At 65.8% G+C, this 15,447-nt stretch carries 15 protein-coding genes; 3 read left to right on the top strand and 12 right to left on the bottom strand.

The annotated features are described in order from the left end of the window. Positions 1-24: 24 nt before the first annotated feature. The 8 genes from mnmE to rpmH all read right to left on the bottom strand — a co-directional run bounded on the left by mnmE (position 25) and on the right by rpmH (position 6,461). Positions 25-1,482, bottom strand: a complete 1,458-nt coding sequence (mnmE, locus tag HNQ70_RS13595) for a tRNA uridine-5-carboxymethylaminomethyl(34) synthesis GTPase MnmE (protein WP_183968502.1) — start codon at positions 1,480-1,482, stop codon at positions 25-27. 34 nt (positions 1,483-1,516) lie between these two features. Further along, complete coding sequence (locus HNQ70_RS13600; RefSeq protein ID WP_221302811.1) at positions 1,517-2,338, bottom strand: SDR family oxidoreductase; 822 nt, start codon at positions 2,336-2,338, stop codon at positions 1,517-1,519. A 148-nt stretch (positions 2,339-2,486) separates the two neighbouring features. Continuing rightward, positions 2,487-3,221 (bottom strand): LrgB family protein, encoded by a 735-nt coding sequence (locus HNQ70_RS13605; protein WP_183968504.1) that lies wholly within the window; start codon positions 3,219-3,221, stop codon positions 2,487-2,489. Then, positions 3,218-3,583, bottom strand: coding sequence for a CidA/LrgA family protein (locus HNQ70_RS13610; RefSeq protein WP_183968506.1), 366 nt, complete (start codon positions 3,581-3,583; stop codon positions 3,218-3,220). The genes HNQ70_RS13605 and HNQ70_RS13610 overlap by 4 nt, the downstream gene beginning before the upstream one ends. Positions 3,584-3,680: 97 nt before the next feature. Next, positions 3,681-5,390: a membrane protein insertase YidC gene (gene yidC, locus HNQ70_RS13615; protein ID WP_183968508.1), complete on the bottom strand. Its 1,710-nt coding sequence runs from the start codon at positions 5,388-5,390 to the stop codon at positions 3,681-3,683. Between the two features lie 5 nt (positions 5,391-5,395). Then, on the bottom strand, positions 5,396-5,716 hold the full coding sequence (gene yidD / locus HNQ70_RS13620) for a membrane protein insertion efficiency factor YidD (protein ID WP_246434960.1): 321 nt from the start codon (positions 5,714-5,716) through the stop codon (positions 5,396-5,398). Continuing rightward, positions 5,709-6,206, bottom strand: a complete 498-nt coding sequence (locus HNQ70_RS13625) for a ribonuclease P protein component (protein ID WP_183968510.1) — start codon at positions 6,204-6,206, stop codon at positions 5,709-5,711. The genes yidD and HNQ70_RS13625 overlap by 8 nt, the downstream gene beginning before the upstream one ends. 120 nt (positions 6,207-6,326) lie before the next feature. Further along, complete coding sequence (gene rpmH / locus HNQ70_RS13630) at positions 6,327-6,461, bottom strand: 50S ribosomal protein L34 (RefSeq protein WP_183968512.1); 135 nt, start codon at positions 6,459-6,461, stop codon at positions 6,327-6,329. A 187-nt stretch (positions 6,462-6,648) separates the two neighbouring features. Between rpmH and dnaA the strand changes: the two genes are divergently transcribed. The 3 genes from dnaA to gyrB are packed head-to-tail and all read left to right on the top strand — an operon-like array spanning position 6,649 to position 11,738. Continuing rightward, the gene (dnaA, locus tag HNQ70_RS13635) at positions 6,649-8,079 is read left to right on the top strand and encodes a chromosomal replication initiator protein DnaA (protein WP_183969130.1); all 1,431 of its coding nucleotides are present in this window, start codon (positions 6,649-6,651) and stop codon (positions 8,077-8,079) included. A gap of 51 nt (positions 8,080-8,130) precedes the next feature. Further along, positions 8,131-9,240 (top strand): DNA polymerase III subunit beta, encoded by a 1,110-nt coding sequence (gene dnaN, locus HNQ70_RS13640; protein WP_183968514.1) that lies wholly within the window; start codon positions 8,131-8,133, stop codon positions 9,238-9,240. An 11-nt stretch (positions 9,241-9,251) separates the two neighbouring features. Then, a complete protein-coding gene (gene gyrB / locus HNQ70_RS13645; RefSeq protein ID WP_183968515.1) occupies positions 9,252-11,738 on the top strand; it encodes a DNA topoisomerase (ATP-hydrolyzing) subunit B in 2,487 nt (828 codons plus the stop codon). 128 nt (positions 11,739-11,866) lie between these two features. Here gyrB and HNQ70_RS13650 read toward each other — a convergent pair whose 3' ends face one another. The 4 genes from HNQ70_RS13650 to HNQ70_RS13665 form a co-directional block, all read right to left on the bottom strand. Next, entirely contained in the window at positions 11,867-12,460 is a 594-nt protein-coding gene (locus HNQ70_RS13650; protein ID WP_183968517.1) for a TIR domain-containing protein, read from the bottom strand. A gap of 4 nt (positions 12,461-12,464) precedes the next feature. After that, positions 12,465-13,994 carry an SIR2 family protein gene (locus tag HNQ70_RS13655; protein WP_183968519.1) on the bottom strand — a complete coding sequence of 510 codons (1,530 nt, stop codon included), beginning with the start codon at positions 13,992-13,994 and terminating at the stop codon, positions 12,465-12,467. Further along, complete coding sequence (locus tag HNQ70_RS13660; protein ID WP_183968522.1) at positions 13,958-14,332, bottom strand: TIR domain-containing protein; 375 nt, start codon at positions 14,330-14,332, stop codon at positions 13,958-13,960. The genes HNQ70_RS13655 and HNQ70_RS13660 overlap by 37 nt, the downstream gene beginning before the upstream one ends. Before the next feature lie 220 nt (positions 14,333-14,552). Further along, positions 14,553-15,050, bottom strand: a complete 498-nt coding sequence (locus HNQ70_RS13665; RefSeq protein ID WP_183968524.1) for a TIR domain-containing protein — start codon at positions 15,048-15,050, stop codon at positions 14,553-14,555. Between the last annotated feature and the right edge of the window lie 397 nt (positions 15,051-15,447).

Genomic DNA, 15,447 nt, shown 5'->3' on the forward strand with positions numbered 1-15,447 from the left:
TACTGCGCGCCCCGGACCACGGCCCTACTTCCCGATGCAAAATCGACTGAAGATCACCCCCAGCAGATCATCCGGCGTGAACTCCCCGGTGATCTCACTCAAGGCCTCCTGAGCCAGCCGCAGCTCCTCCGCGAACAGCTCCAGCTGCTCCCCTCGCCTGCGCGCGTTCTCCTCCGCAGCATCCAGGTGATCGGACGCCGCGCGCAGCGCCTGCAGGTGCCGCTCGCGCGCGATGAACTGCGACTCGCCGGCGCCCTGCCAGCCGGCCAGCTCCAGCAGCGCCGCGCGCAGCAGTTCCACGCCCTCCCCGCCGCGCGCCGACAGCCACACCGCTGACGGCCGGCCGCCCACGCGCTCCACGCGCGCGCCCTCCCCGGCCAGGTCGATCTTGTTGAGCACGCGCACGATGGGCACACCGGCGGGCAGCCGCGCGGCGATGCCGGCGTCGATCGCGTCGGCGTCTATCGCGCCGGCACCTGGCACAGCATTCGGATCGACACGCGCGCCGGCGGCCGCCGCCGCTGTCGCGCCCCCCTGCCCCGCCTCCTGCAGGTGCAGGATCACGTCCGCCTTCGCCACCTCGTCCCAGGTGCGCGCGATGCCGATGCGCTCCACCTCGTCGGCGGTGTCGCGCAGCCCCGCGGTGTCGATCACGTTCAGCGGCACGCCCTCCACCTGGATGGCCTGCGCGACGCGGTCGCGCGTCGTGCCGGCGATCGGCGTGACGATCGCCACCTCCGCGCCGGCCAGCGCATTCAGGAGGCTCGACTTACCCACATTGGGCCGGCCGATCAGCACCACGTTCAGCCCCTCGCGCAGCAGCGCGCCCTGGCGCGCGCGCGCGAGCACGCCGGCCAGCGTGGCGCGGATGCGCGCGAGCTGCCCGAACGCATCGGCGCGCTCCAGGAAGTCGATCTCCTCCTCGGGGAAGTCCAGCGTGGCCTCGACCAGCATCCGCAGGTGGATCACCTGCTCCACCAGCGCGTGGATTTCCTGCGAGAACTCGCCGGCCAGCGAGCGCGTGGCCGAGCGCGCGGCCTGTTCGGTGGTGGCGTCGATCAGGTCGGCCACCGCCTCGGCCTGGGCCAGGTCGAGCTTCTCGTTCAGGTAGGCGCGCTGCGTGAACTCGCCGGGCATCGCCAGGCGCAGCCCGATCGGCGCGCCGGCCTCGAGCACGCGGCGCAGCAGCAGCTGCATCACGACCGGGCCGCCGTGGCCCTGCAGCTCGAAGACGTCCTCGCCGGTGTACGAGTGCGGCGCCGGGAAGTGCAGCGCCAGTCCGCGATCGATCTCGCTGCCATCGGCAGCGAGGAAGGGTCCGTAGGCCGCGTGCCGCGGCGCCAGCGCGGCCGCCCGCGCCTCGCCCAGCAGGCCGGAGATCACGCAGTCGAGCCCGCTGCCCGAGACGCGCACCACGCCGATGCCGCCGCGCCCGGGGGGCGTGGCGATCGCGGCGATCGGGGATTCGTCGGGAAGGCGCATGCCGGCGAATCTAACAGAGCCCAGGGGGCCCGCCTCAGCGGCGGCGCTTGCCGACGAAGTGGTCCATGCTCGCGTTGATGCCGAAGAACCCGGCCACCCGGTCGAACAGGGGCACCGGCAGGCTCCGCGCGAGGAGTGTCGCCCAGACGAAGCGCGGCAGCAGCAGGCGGGCGCGTCCCTCGGCCACCGCGCCGACGATGCGCGCTGCCACGTCGTCAGGGTCGAGGATCGGCAGCAGTCGCGGGAAGCGCGTACGCACGCCCTTGAACATGCCGGTGTCGATGTAGTACGGGCATACGATCAGCGTACGCACCTGCGAACCCTGTTTGCCGAGCTCGGCGCGCAGCGCCTCGTCGAAGCCCACGGCCGCCCACTTGCTCGCGCAGTAGTCGGTAAGGCCTGCGACGCCGACGAGCCCCGCGGCGGACGAGATCGTGACGACCGTGCCGCGGTCGCGCGCGATCATCGACGGCAGGAACGCGCGGGTGGTGCGGAACAGCGACAGCGTGTTCACGTTCAGCGTGCGCTCGACGTCGCTGTCCTCGAGCTCGAGCAGCGGCCGTCCGCTGACGACACCCGCGTTGTTGACGAGTACGTCCACCGGTCCGACCCCCGCCAGCACGCGCGCCGATTGCGTTGCGATCGCCGCGGGATCAGCGAGGTCGCAGACCTGGGCGTGCACGCGCTCCCCGCCCAGCTCGGCAGCGAGCGACTCGAGGCCCGCGGCGTCGACGTCCCAGGCAACGACCGTCGCGCCGGCGGCGTGGAAGCGCAGCGCCATCCTGCGTCCGATTCCCTGTGCCGCGCCGGTCACCAGCACGACGCGGTCGCGGAAGTCCGTCCTCGTCATCGGCATCGGCATATCCGATCGCTAAGTGACTCTGAACCTTCTTCTGCAGCCAGACCTTGATCAGCGACTGATACGGCATGTCGCGCGCATTGGCAGCTGAAAATATACAGTGGACCGCAACACGAGCCGGCGAGGAATCCGGGCGGCCCCGCTGTCACCGCGCAAACACCCGCTCCACCCAGGGCATGATCCACGGCAGCGACACCGCGGTGACCAGGCCGTTCAGCCCCATCGCCAGCGCTGCGAAGGCGCCCGCCTGTTCGCTGACCTGGAAGGCGCGCGCGGTGCCGATGCCGTGCGAGGCGAGGCCGAGGGCGAACCCCTGCACCGCGTGGTCTTCGACGCGCAGGCGGCGCATCACGCCGTGCGCCAGCACCGCGCCGATGATGCCGGTGCCGATCACCAGCACCGCGGTCAGCGAGGGCAGGCCGCCGAGGCGCTCGGCCACGCCCATCGCGATCGGCGTGGTGACGCTCTTGGGGGCGAGCGACATCAGCGATTCGCGGCTGGCGCCGAGCAGCGCGCCGATGCCCCAGGCCGACAGCGCCGCGGTCAGCGAGCCGGCCGCCAGCGCGATCGTCAGCGGGCCGGCCATCGCCTTCAGCCGCGGCCACTGCGCATGCAGCGGAATCGCCAGGGCAACGGTGGCCGGGCCGAGCAGGAAGTGCACGAACTGCGCGCCGTCGAAATAGGCCTGGTAGGAGGTGCCGGTGGCGAGCAGCAGCGCGGCGAGCATGGCCACGCTGACCAGCACCGGGTTGGCCAGCGGATGGAAGCCGACGCGCCGGTGGATCCAGTACGCCGCCTGGTAGGCGAGCAGGGTCAGCGTCAGCCCGAGCAGTGGCGAGGTCGACAGGTAGACCCAGATTTCCTGGAGCTCCGGGCTCATCGGCCGCCCTCCTCTTCGGGCTTGCCGCGCCTGCGGCCGAGCGCCTTCAGCACCAGTGCCGTCACCGCGAGCGTGAGCAGGGTGCTGATGAACAGCGACACCAGCAGGGGCAGCCACTCGGCGGCGATGCGGTCGCCGTAGAGCACGATGCCGGTGCCGGCGGGCACGAAGAGCAGCGACAGGTGCTGAAGCAGCTGCCCCGAAGTCCGGCGCAGGTCTTCGCCGGGGCCTCGGCGGACCAGCAGGGCGACGAAGAGCAGCGCCATGCCGATCACCGGGCCGGGAATCGGCAATCCCAGCGCGCGGGCGATGACTTCGCCGGCGAGCTGGAAGACGAGCAGCAGCGTGAGGGCAGCGATCACGTTCGGAGCGCCAGCGGAATGTGAACGGGGCCGCGCATGCGCGGCCCCGCAAAGGACTCGAGTCGCCGGCCGCGGCCGGCGACGCCTGCGTCGCCCTCTACTTCTTCTTCGCCGCCGCAGCCTTCTCGATCGTCCGCGTGATCGTCCACTGCTGCGCGATCGAGTAGATGTTGTTCACCAGCCAGTACAGCACCAGGCCGGCCGGGAAGAAGAAGAACATCACCGAGAAGATGATCGGCATCATCATCATGACCTTGGCCTGGACCGGGTCCGGCGGCTTCGGGTTCAGTCTCACCTGCAGGAACATCGTGCCGGCCATCACCAGCGGCAGGATGAACCAGGGGTCCGGCACCGCAAGGTCCTTGATCCAGAGGATCCAGGGCGCGTTGCGCATCTCCACCGAAGCCAGCAGCACCCAGTACAGCGCGATGAACACGGGGATCTGCACCACGATCGGCAGGCAGCCGCCGAGCGGGTTGATCTTCTCTTCCTTGTACAGCTCCATCATCGCCTGGTTCATCTTCACGCGGTCGCTGCCGTAGCGCTCGCGCAGCTGCATCAGGCGCGGCGAGACGGCCTTCATCCGCGCCATCGAGCGGTAGCTGGCCGCCTGCAGCGGGAAGAACATGGTCTTGATCACGATGGTGAGCAGCACGATCGACCAGCCCCAGTTGCCGACAATGCCGTGCAGCCACTGCAGCAGCCAGAAGATCGGCTTGGCGATCACCGTGAGCCAGCCGTAGTCCACCGTCAGGTCCAGCCCGGGCGCAACGGACTCGAGCATCCGCTGGTCCTGCGGCGCGATCAGCAGGCGCGTCGACGCGGAGGCGCTGGCGCCGGGTGCGAGTTCGGCCATCGGCTGGGTGGCGCCGACCGTATAGAGGTTGGTGTCGATCTTGCGGGTGTAGAACTCCCGCGTGGCGCTCTCGGTGGGGATCCAGGCCGTCACGAAATAGTGCTGGATGATGCCAGCCCAGCCGTCGGCCGCGCCCTTCGCGTGATCGCCCTTGCCCTTCTCGATGTCGCCGAAGGCGACCTTCTGGAACTTGGCTGCCTCGGTGTAGACCACCGGCCCGGTGTAGGTGCTGTAGAACTTGGAGTCGCCCGGGGGGCTGCTGCCGTCGCGCGTCAGCTGCATGTAGAGCACGGGGCGCATCGGCTCCGTGCCGACGTTGGTCACCTCATCGGTGATATCCACCGTGTACGCGCCCGGCGCAAGCCGGTAGGTGCGCACCAGCCGCGCCCCGCCGCTCTCGGCCACCAGCTTGAGCTGCTGCGCGCCGCCCTCGCCGGCTCCCTGCTCCAGGACGTTGAAGACCGACTTGTGCGTCGGGAAGCTGCTGCCCTGCGGCGCGCCCACCAGGCCGCTCTGCGCGAGGTAGGTGCGGCCCGGCGCCTCCTCGAGCAGCACCACGTTGCCGGTGTCGGTCATCGCCTCTTCGCTGGCCTTGTGCTTCAGCAGCTCGCCGCGGCGCACCTGGCCGCCGACGGGGTCGATCTCCAGCGCCAGCACGTCACTGCGCAGCTTCAGCGGCTCCAGGCGCGGCTGACCCGCGGCCGGCGCGCCAGCGGCGCCCGGCACCGCGGCGGCGCCGGCGGCCGAGGCCGGCGCCGCCGGGATGCTCGCGTCGTTCTGGGTCGGCGGCGTCGCGCCCTTGCCCTGCGCGCCCGCGTCGGCCTGCACCGCCGGCGGCTCCCCGAACATCGACGGCTTGCCGTTGTAGCGCTGCCAGCCGTCCCAGAGGAACAGCAGGGACATCGAGAAGACGACCCAGAGGATGGTGCGTTGCAGTTGACTCGATTGCATGTGGTTCACTCGGCAGGTGGATCGCCGCGCATTGCCGCGGGCCAGCGGTTGTTGCCGCCGCGCAATAGCGAAGGATTGTCGGGAACGGGGTCGATTCCGCCCGGATTGAACGGGTGGCAGCGGCACACGCGCGTCACCGCCAGCCATGAACCCGTGAGGGGACCATGGCGGCTCAGCGACTCCAGCGCGTACTCCGAGCAGGAGGGAAAGAAACGGCAGCGGGGCGCCAGCATCGGACTGATCGCGTACCGGTAGAAATGCACCGGCGCGCTCAGCATCGCGACGAGGACGCGCCGAAGCATCGAGAAAACGGGGCGCTCAGGCATCCCGGCGCTCGCCAGCTTGCGGATTCATCGGGGCGGTGTCGCCCCCGGCTGCGGCTCCTGCCTGGGCCGCGGCGTCGGCTTGCATGTTCGCCTGCGACTGCGTTTGCGACTGCACCCGGCGGCGCAGCCTGGAAATGAGTTCGTCGAGTTCGGCACGCCAGGCTTTCTTGAGCGCTGCCCTGCCCGTGGTTTTCCACTGCGGCTCGGAGCGCCTCAGCTTGACCATCACAACCTGCGGACGCGGCAGTTCGTCCCACGGCGCCAGCCGCCAGGCCTCCCGGGCGACGCGCTTGAGCGCATTGCGATCCACCGCAAGCTTGAGCTGGCGCTTGGGCACGGACATGCCGAGCCGTCCCTTTCCATGAGGGACGGACGCGACGACGCCGTCGGCTTCCGTCATCATGAAAGCCAACCCGAAGTGCGCGCTGGAGACGTCGGCACGCCTACGCGCGAGCGCTGCCAGCGAAGCGTCGACCCGCTGCCTGCCCATGGCCGGAAGCTCAGCAGCCGCGTGGCAAAGCGCGCCGACCCGCAGCGAGCATTGCCTGCCGCGGCATCACGGCGTAGATCGGGCCCGCTGTCACGCCGCAGCCGCCACACCGGCGGCGGCTCAGACTGCCAGGCGCTTGCGGCCCTTGGCGCGACGCGCACGGATCACCGCGCGACCGCCGCGGGTCTTCATGCGAACGAGAAAACCGTGGGTGCGCTTACGGCGCACGACGGAGGGCTGAAAGGTACGTTTCATGGCGGTTCTCTGAGAAAAGCCTTTAATTACACCCCATCCGTCAAGGCCAGTCAATCCCAGGCCTGTGGAAAACTCACCTCGCCGGGGTAGAATGACGGGTTCGTCCAGTCGACATTCGCCCCCCGCTCACCACCCACAGATGCCCCATTCCAGGTCCGCAGAACACGACCCCAGCCAGGCTGCACAGGTGCAGGATCACTGGCTCGCCTGTGCCGCCCGGCTCGAAGCCGAGGTGCCGGCGCAGCTGTTCAAGACCTGGATCAAGCCGCTGGTGTGCCTGGGCTACGAGCCGGAGGAGCAGCTACTGCGCCTGGGCGCGCCCAACCAGTTCAAGCTGAACTGGGTGCGCACCCAGTTCGGCTCGCGCATCGCCGAGCTTGCCGCCGGACTGCTCGGCCCGCAGACCCGCGTCGCCTTCGAGCTGGCGCCGGGGCAGCCGTCGAGGTCGGCTGCGCCGACGCCGCGCGCGCCGCAGCCGACTGCCGCAGAGACGCGCTTCGCAGGTCCGGAGGCCGCCGGCGCCGCGCCGGGGCAGGGCGCCGATGCCGCAGCGGCGCAGGCCCCCGAGCAGCCGCCCGCGCCCGCGCAGCCGGTGGTCGACCGCAGCCGCCTGCGCGCGGAACTCACCTTCGAGAACTTCGTCACCGGCAAGTCCAACCAGATGGCGCGAGCAACCGCGCTGCAGGTGGTGGACCGCCCCGGCAGCTACAACCCGCTGTTCCTGTACGGCGGGGTCGGGCTGGGCAAGACCCACCTGATCCACGCAGTGGGCAACGCTTTCGTGGAACGCAACCCGCGCGCCAAGGTGCGCTACATCCACGCGCAGGAATACTTCGACGAAATGGTCCGCGCCATCCAGCGCAAGACCTCCGAAGACCTCAAGCACTACTACCAGTCGCTCGACCTGCTGCTGATCGACGACATCCAGTTCCTGTCCGGCAAACCGCGCACCCAGGAGGAGTTCTTCTACACCTTCGACGCGCTGTACGCGGCCCGCAAGCAGATCATCATCACCTGCGACACCTACCCGAAGGAGATCTCCGGGATCGAGGAGCGGCTGATTTCGCGCTTCGACTCCGGCCTCATCGTCGCCATCGAGCCGCCCGAGCTCGAGATGCGGGTGGCCATCCTGCTCAAGAAGGCCGAACAGCAGTCCGCGCAGCTGCCCGAGGACGTCGCCTTCTTCATCGCCAAGCACCTGCGCTCCAACGTGCGCGAGCTCGAAGGCGCGCTGCTGCGCGTGATCGCCTATGCGGGATTTCGCAACAAGCCGGTCACGCTCGACCTCGCCAAAGAGGCGCTCGAGGACCTGCTGGCGCTGAACCGCCGGCAGATCTCGGTCGAGGTGATCCAGAAGACCGTTGCCGACTTCTTCAAGATCAAGGTCGCCGAGATGTACGGCAAACGCCGCCATGCGCACATCGTGCTGCCGCGCCAGATCGCCATGTACCTCGCCAAGGAGCTCACGCAGAAGAGTCTGCCCGAGATCGGCGAGGGCTTCGGCGGGCGCGACCACACAACGGTGCTGCACGCGATGCGCAAGATCACCGAGCAGCGCCAGCACGATCCGGAACTGAACCACCAGATCCACGTGCTCGAACAGACGCTTCGCGGATAGAGAATCTCAAGCCGCCACCCTCATGAACAACACCAAGGGGAAGTGAAGAGCATGCAGTTCATCAGAGCCTCTCGCGATTCCATTCTGAAGCCGCTGACCACGGTCGCGGGCATCGTCGAGCGCCGGCACACGCTGCCCATCCTCGCCAACGTGCTGCTGCGCAAGGAAGGGGAATCGGTTTCGTTCCTGGCCACCGACGTCGAGATCCAGATCCGCACCACGGCATCGCTGGGTGCGGGCGAGGGCGACGGCGCCACCACCGTGTCGGCGCGCAAGCTGATCGACATCCTGCGCGCGCTGCCCGAGGGGCCTGAGGTGAGCCTCTCGGTCGCCGGCAAGAAGGCGACGATCCAGGCGGGCAAGAGCCGCTTCGCGCTGCAGACGCTCGATGCGGAGGACTTCCCCACGGTGGCGGTCAACGAGCAGTACGCCGCCTCCTTCGCGCTGCCGCAGAAGCAGCTAAAGCACCTGCTGCACATGGTGCACTTCGCGATGGCCCAGCAGGACATCCGCTACTACCTGAACGGGCTGCTGCTGGTCACCGAGGGCGACATGGTCCGCGTGGTGGCCACCGACGGTCACCGGCTGGCCTACTGCGAGGCGCAGCTCGTGGGCGGCACGCTGGCCCGCAACGACGTCATCATTCCGCGCAAGACCGTGCTGGAGCTGCAGCGGCTGCTCGGCGACGTCGACGAGCCGGTGGAGATCGACGTCGCCGCCAACCAGGTGCGCATCCGCTTCGGCGAGGTCGAGATGGTGAGCAAGCTGGTCGAGGGCAAGTTCCCGGACTACCAGCGCGTGATCCCCCAGGGCTACACCAGGGCCACCACGGTCTCGCGCGAGGTGCTCGCCTCTTCGCTTGGCCGCGCCTCCATCCTCACCTCCGACAAGTTCCGCGGCGTGCGCCTGTCGCTGTCGCCGGGGCTGATGCGGGTGCAGACCAGCAATGCCGAGCAGGAGGAGGCGATCGACGAGCTCGAGGTCGACTACGACGGCGAGGCCCTCGAGATCGGCTTCAACGTCGGCTACCTCCAGGACGTCCTGGCCAACCTGAAGTCCGAGCAGGTGATGCTCGAATTCGGCGACGCCAGCACCAGCGCGCTGTTGACTGTTCCCGGCGACACCACGTTCCGCTACGTGGTGATGCCGATGCGAATCTGAAGGGTTAATCGATGTCCGAACAGAACTACGACCAGTCTTCGATCCAGATCCTCGAGGGGCTCGAGGCCGTCCGCAAGCGCCCGGGAATGTACATCGGGGACACCTCCGACGGCACCGGTCTGCACCACCTCGTCTTCGAGGTGGTCGACAACTCGATCGACGAGGCGCTGGCCGGGTTCTGCGACGACATCGTCGTCACCATCCACACCGACAACTCCATCTCCGTCACCGACAACGGACGCGGCATCCCCACCGGGGTGAAGATGGACGACAAGCACGAGCCCAAGCGCTCGGCCGCCGAGATCGCGCTCACCGAGCTGCACGCCGGCGGCAAGTTCAACCAGAACAGCTACAAGGTGTCGGGCGGGCTGCACGGCGTGGGCGTGTCCTGCGTGAACGCGCTCTCGAAGTGGCTGCGCCTGGTGATCAAGCGCGACGGCAAGGTGCACATGCTCGAGTTCGAGCGCGGCGTGCTCAAGGACCGCCTGGTCTCGGAGATCGACGACGTGCAGATCTCGCCGATGCGCGTGGTGGGCACCACCGACAAGCGCGGCACCGAGGTGCACTTCTCGCCCGACGAGCAGATCTTCACCGACATCGACTTCCACTACGAGATCCTCGCCAAGCGCCTGCGCGAGCTCTCCTTCCTGAACAACGGCGTGCGCATCCGCCTGGTGGACCAGCGCCAGGGCAAGGAAGAGGACTTCGCGTTCGCCGGCGGCGTGCAGGGCTTCGTCGAGTTCATCAACAAGAACAAGACGGTGCTGCACCCGAACGTGTTCCACGCCGTCGGCAGCAAGAACCTCGACAACGGGCTGGCGATCACCGTCGAAGTGGCCATGCAGTGGAACGACGGCTACAGCGAGCAGGTGCTCTGCTTCACCAACAACATTCCGCAGCGCGACGGCGGCACCCACCTCACCGGCCTGCGCGCGGCGATGACCCGCGTCGTCAACAAGTACATCGAAGAGCACGAGTTCGCCAAGAAGGCCAAGGTCGAGACCGCCGGCGACGACATGCGCGAGGGCCTCACCTGCGTGCTTTCCGTGAAGGTGCCCGAGCCCAAGTTCAGCTCGCAGACCAAAGACAAGCTGGTCTCTTCCGAAGTGCGCGCGCCGGTCGAGGAGCTCGTCGCCAAGGCGCTCGACGAATACCTGCTCGAGAAGCCCACCGACGCGAAGATCATCTGCGGCAAGATCGTCGATGCGGCCCGCGCCCGCGAGGCCGCGCGCAAGGCGCGCGAGATGACCCGCCGCAAGGGGCTGCTCGACGGCGTGGGCCTGCCGGGCAAGCTGGCCGACTGCCAGGAGAAGGACCCCGCGCTGAGCGAGATCTACATCGTCGAGGGCGACTCCGCGGGCGGCTCGGCCAAGCAGGGCAGGGACCGCAAGTTCCAGGCGGTGCTGCCGCTGCGCGGCAAGGTGCTCAACGTGGAGAAGGCGCGCTTCGACAAGCTGATCACCTCCGACCAGATCGCCACGCTGATCACCGCGCTGGGCACCAACATCGGCCCGGACTTCGACGCCGGCAAGTGCCGCTATCACCGCATCATCATCATGACCGACGCGGACGTGGACGGCAGCCACATCCGCACGCTGCTGCTCACGCTGTTCTACCGGCAGATGCCCGAGCTGATCGAGCGCGGCTACGTGTACATCGCGCAGCCGCCGCTCTACAAGGTCAAGCACGGCAAGGAAGAGCGCTACCTGAAGGACGACCACGAGCTCAACCAGTACATGCTGCGCCTGGCACTGGACGGCGCGCGCCTGCTGCCCGGCCAGGACGCCGAGCCGATCGCCGGCGACACGCTGGGCGAACTGGCGCGCAAGTACCTGGTGGCCGAGGCGGTGATCGACCGCCTGTCGCGCATCATCGACACCGACGCGCTGCGCGCGGTGCTCGACGGCTGCGAGCTCGACCTGGCCACCGAAGCCACGGCAGAGGCCTCGGCAGTGGAGCTGGCCGCGGCCATGGCGCGCTACGCGCCGCCCGGCCACCAGACCGAGGCGCCCGTGGTGCGCCCGCGCTACGTCGAGCGTAACGAGAAGTGGATGCTGCTGATCGAGCGCGCCCACCACGGCAACGTCAAGACCAGCGTCATCGATGCCGACTTCCTGCTGTCATCCGACTACACCGCGCTGGTGGATTTCGCCCGCACCGTGACCGGCCTGATCGGCCCGGGCGCCGAGATCCGGCGCGGCGAGGGCGACAGGCAGCGCGGCCAGGCGGTGACCGACTTCCGCGGCGCAATGCGCTGGCTGCTCGCCGAGGCCGAGCGCGGCGTCGGCCGCCAGCGCTACAAGGGCCTGGGCGAGATGAACGCCGACCAGCTCTGGGACACCACCATGGACCCCGCCGTGCGCCGCATGCTGCGCGTGCAGATCGAGGACGCCATCGCGGCCGACCAGATCTTCACCACGCTGATGGGTGACGACGTGGAGCCGAGGAGGGCGTTCATCGAGAAGTACGCGCTGGTGGCGAGGAACATCGACGTGTGACGCCTGCTGTCGGGTGACACGGATAGTGAGAGCCGTGCCACGTTAGTGAGAGATTGCTGACCCAGTTGATGCAGATTCAGCTGACCAGCGATCTCCACAGCCCCCCCTGACGCCGAGTCTCGGATGACTCAGTTGTACCTTCCCCAAGCGGGCTGGCCACGTCCGAACTTCTGAAGCGTTGACCAGCGTACTCCACGCTCTTCGACGAAGACATCTGGCCTTCCGTCGGTGTAGGTGTTCTTTTGAACGATGGGGTACAAGCCTAGGTACTCTTGGCCCTTGAATGTACCCGTCGGACTGTCAAGAACCGGCATGATGGCCACGCCGTCTGGCTTGAAGCCATCGAAGTAGCCCAGCTCCCAGGGCATCCACTTCGACGAACTTGAGTTGTCGCTCGACAGGTAGATGAGCGACTTTGATTGCCGCATCCGTTGCCGCAGGACCGCAGCGGTTTCCTTGGTCACCGCACGGCGATCCAACTGCGCGTCTTCGACCCAATCCACGTAGACCTTGAGTCCGCTCTCCTCAAGGAGCAGCTTGATGCCGAGCACGATCTCAGCGTCAGCTAACGAATGCGAGAGGAAGACGTCGAACGTATCGCGGGCTGTCGCGGCAGTCACCGACTCCTTCAGAATTCGGCCAGAGGTCATCCCGGCGCTCTTCTGAAGACCACGATTCCTCGCCGCGGCGGCCCGCGCTTCCGACTTCGTGAAGTACGCCATCGAACTACATCCTTTCCAGTTCTTGAAGGGCACTCAAAGTTGTTCTCAACTGATCGGCCAAGGAGCGTGTTGAATCGCCGAGCGACTTGAACAGAGCCTCGAAGGCTGGAGTGGATCGCGGGAAGTACCTTGCGAAATCCGCTGTGACTTGGTCGTACAAAATTCGTGCGGCGTACTCGGTGAAGCCGAGAGGTAGCACCTTGAGGCCCTTCTCTGCGGCAATCCGGAACTCCTCAATCATGCCATCTGAAGTTGCCACAGCGGGAGGTTCGGCACTCAGTTTGTTGCCGAACATGAAAATGGCGATGCCTGCGAAGTTGAGCATGTCATCTCGGTACGAAGACCAAAGCTGCTTTCCTTCAACCGATTGCGGAAACGGTCGAATGACCAGCTGATCTCGTAATGTTCGCCTCTGGACTCGATATATCTGCTGCAGTGCGCCATCGACGACCGCACTCCCAATGCCCAGGCCGAGCCCGGTCACCAAACGGAAATCTCGCCCGATCAGCTCCCAAGCAAGCTTGTGAACGAATTCCAGCGCATCGGTTGACGACCAGCGTGACCCATACTCGTGAGCTGCTCCAGAGACAAAAATCGTCTTGCTCTTGTGGCGTGCCTCAACCCGTCGCAGCACTTCGGTGATCTGGTCATAGGAGTCAACCATTACAGCGCGGATGTTGTATCGCTCCAGATCCTTGACGAAATAGTCTTGCTTCGCTTTGCGGTATGCAAAGTCCTCAGGAGAGTCTCCGGGTGCCTGTGATTCCCAGCGCAAGATGCAAAAGTGCTTGTTCTGATTTCGCCCGTGACGCGTGAACATTCGGGCCAGAACATAGTCCATATTCGGGTCAGAGAAGCTGAACCCAATGAACAGGAACGTCTTGGAAAGAAGATCACCTGCAAGCGCGGTCAGAAAATCTCCACGCGTCAGGTGGTAGCGTTCATAGTCCTCTTTGGCAAGAATCGCCTCAGCCGAGTTCTGGCAATCGCCATGCATCTTGTAGACGATGGCGTCTCGGTCATGCAGGCTTTGCACCAGCTGATCTTGTCGATGTTTGATATCAACAACTTTCCCACTCTGCTCGAGCGCCTGTTCTATCGAACGATCGTAATTTGTCGTCCAGTAGACCGATATCGGTAGTCGGGCGAGGATTCGGTGGTTTTCTGTGACAGTCGCGGTACGTCCAGAGAACTGGTTAAGTACTGCCTGAGCTAGGTCATTGCGGTTGCTGTGGTGATTGACATGGTACTGAGCTACACGGACCAAGTCGTGCTCGCGAGCTATGTCCAGATTGAGTTCGTCGGCAAGCGGACGAAGCAAGCCTTTCCAGTCCACAAAGCCTTCCGCAACAGAGAGCCCTGCGCCAGCGAAGATTGCTGCTGTTCCTTGCCGCAGGGCCTCCGAGTAGTCTTGAACAAAGCGATCGATTGGAACAATCGCCATCAGTTGCGCTCCCTGCTGATTTGATGCGGCATTTCCGATTGGGTATTCGTCGATCAGGACAAGAGACGCTTCAGGTTGTCCCAGTTCCACGAGTACAGGCGTCCGGCGTTCGGAACGGCTGGGTAGCTCCCGTCCTTGTAGCCAATGATCTGAACGATGGGCACGCCTTCTTCGCAGGCCAACGCCACCTCTTTCAGGACACCCTGCGCACGGTGCGTTTGAGGGCCGACCATGACCAAGACGAGCTCTGAGCGCTTGATCGCAGCCCGTGCCCTCTTGGGCCAATCAGCTTCAGGCGCAGCCTCTTTTAGGGAGTGGTCGACCACCTCGAATGGTGAGTCGGCGAGGCGCGCCTGACCAATGATGAAATCCTTGAGCATCTGGTCGTTGTCGAAATCGCAACTGACGAATACCTTTTTCTTGCTCATTCGAGTCTCTCTGTAGGACTGTCTTGCGATTGGTGCTGTCGCGCTGCCGATCAACGCACCACGAATGCCCGGAAGGACAGCGTGACCAACCAAAGCGCCAATCGCAGCGGCGGCGACACTTCCATCTGACGCTGACCATCATGAGTGCGGCAGTGGTCGCCGCCTTGACGAGCCGCATCGAGGCAGCGCCTACCGCTCTCGGTGCTTGCCTTGCATCGCCTCATTTCTTGGTTCTGCTGGCAATTGCAGCTTCGATCCAGGAATCCAAATTCGTCTTGATGTGGGCATAGACATCGGCGCTGCTGTAGCCCGGAGGATCGTAGGTTTTAACCACGGTGGAGAGTTTCGCGCCAGTCGACTTCAGCGTCACGTGCTCGAAAGGGTTAGCGCCCTTCGTGCTGGTCTTGCCCTCGCTGTTCTTCAGGTTGTGGACGTGGACGCCGAGGATGCCCTTGCCATCGTTCCACGCCTTCACGATTTCATGATTGATCCACTTTCGATTGGCTGTTCCCGAACCGATCAGCACCACCACGCAGCTGCGGCCATCCATCTGGTCAGCAATCCATTTTGCGATTGCTTTGTCACCGCCCTTGGTCACGGTCTCCCAGTCGTTGTCTTTGGCAGGCTGGTTACCCTCCACCGCACCGATGTTGCGCACCTGCGAGGCACGCCAGTTGTCAGGCGCATAGTGGAAACTGTAGAAAACTCGTCGCGCCATGTTGATCTCCAGAAGGTGAACGCAGCCGGTCCGGCCGCCTCTAGGAAGTCCAGCCAACTGGCGCCCGTGCCACTACGAACGCTAGCGGCGTGCTAACTCGTGATCTACGAAAAGTCCACGACTTAGCGCACTACTTTCTGTCGATGCCTATACCATCCTTATGCCTTTGCAAGAATTTTTATAGTCGATCGACGTTTGGGCTGTGCCAATGACGACTCGCGCAGCACCCATCGGCTTGAGCCGCTCCGGTCGTGTGAATTATCGCCGGCGCTCCTCGTTTTGCTCTTGATAAAGCAACGACAGGTCATCAAGGACCAAGGGCCCCAAGGCCTGGGTACTGTACGAGAGCGACGCGCCTGCGAAGTCGGTGAGCACAGAGCGGTTATGCAACCTGTCG

The sequence above is a fragment of the Quisquiliibacterium transsilvanicum genome, from assembly GCF_014202215.1.
Taxonomy (GTDB): domain Bacteria; phylum Pseudomonadota; class Gammaproteobacteria; order Burkholderiales; family Burkholderiaceae_E; genus Quisquiliibacterium; species Quisquiliibacterium transsilvanicum.

Excerpts from the sequence above, each read along its gene's own strand:
- rpmH (WP_183968512.1), bottom strand. The coding sequence starts at position 6,461 with ATGAAACGTACCTTTCAGCCCTCCGTCGTGCGCCGTAAGCGCACCCAC.
- HNQ70_RS13660 (WP_183968522.1), bottom strand. The coding sequence starts at position 14,332 with ATGAGCAAGAAAAAGGTATTCGTCAGTTGCGATTTCGACAACGACCAG.
- HNQ70_RS13625 (WP_183968510.1), bottom strand. The coding sequence starts at position 6,206 with ATGGGCAGGCAGCGGGTCGACGCTTCGCTGGCAGCGCTCGCGCGTAGG.
- yidC (WP_183968508.1), bottom strand. The coding sequence starts at position 5,390 with ATGCAATCGAGTCAACTGCAACGCACCATCCTCTGGGTCGTCTTCTCG.
- dnaN (WP_183968514.1), top strand. The coding sequence starts at position 8,131 with ATGCAGTTCATCAGAGCCTCTCGCGATTCCATTCTGAAGCCGCTGACC.
- HNQ70_RS13600 (WP_221302811.1), bottom strand. The coding sequence starts at position 2,338 with ATGCCGATGACGAGGACGGACTTCCGCGACCGCGTCGTGCTGGTGACC.
- HNQ70_RS13605 (WP_183968504.1), bottom strand. The coding sequence starts at position 3,221 with ATGAGCCCGGAGCTCCAGGAAATCTGGGTCTACCTGTCGACCTCGCCA.
- gyrB (WP_183968515.1), top strand. The coding sequence starts at position 9,252 with ATGTCCGAACAGAACTACGACCAGTCTTCGATCCAGATCCTCGAGGGG.
- HNQ70_RS13665 (WP_183968524.1), bottom strand. The coding sequence starts at position 15,050 with ATGGCGCGACGAGTTTTCTACAGTTTCCACTATGCGCCTGACAACTGG.
- yidD (WP_246434960.1), bottom strand. The coding sequence starts at position 5,716 with ATGCCTGAGCGCCCCGTTTTCTCGATGCTTCGGCGCGTCCTCGTCGCG.
- HNQ70_RS13650 (WP_183968517.1), bottom strand. The coding sequence starts at position 12,460 with ATGGCGTACTTCACGAAGTCGGAAGCGCGGGCCGCCGCGGCGAGGAAT.
- mnmE (WP_183968502.1), bottom strand. The coding sequence starts at position 1,482 with ATGCGCCTTCCCGACGAATCCCCGATCGCCGCGATCGCCACGCCCCCC.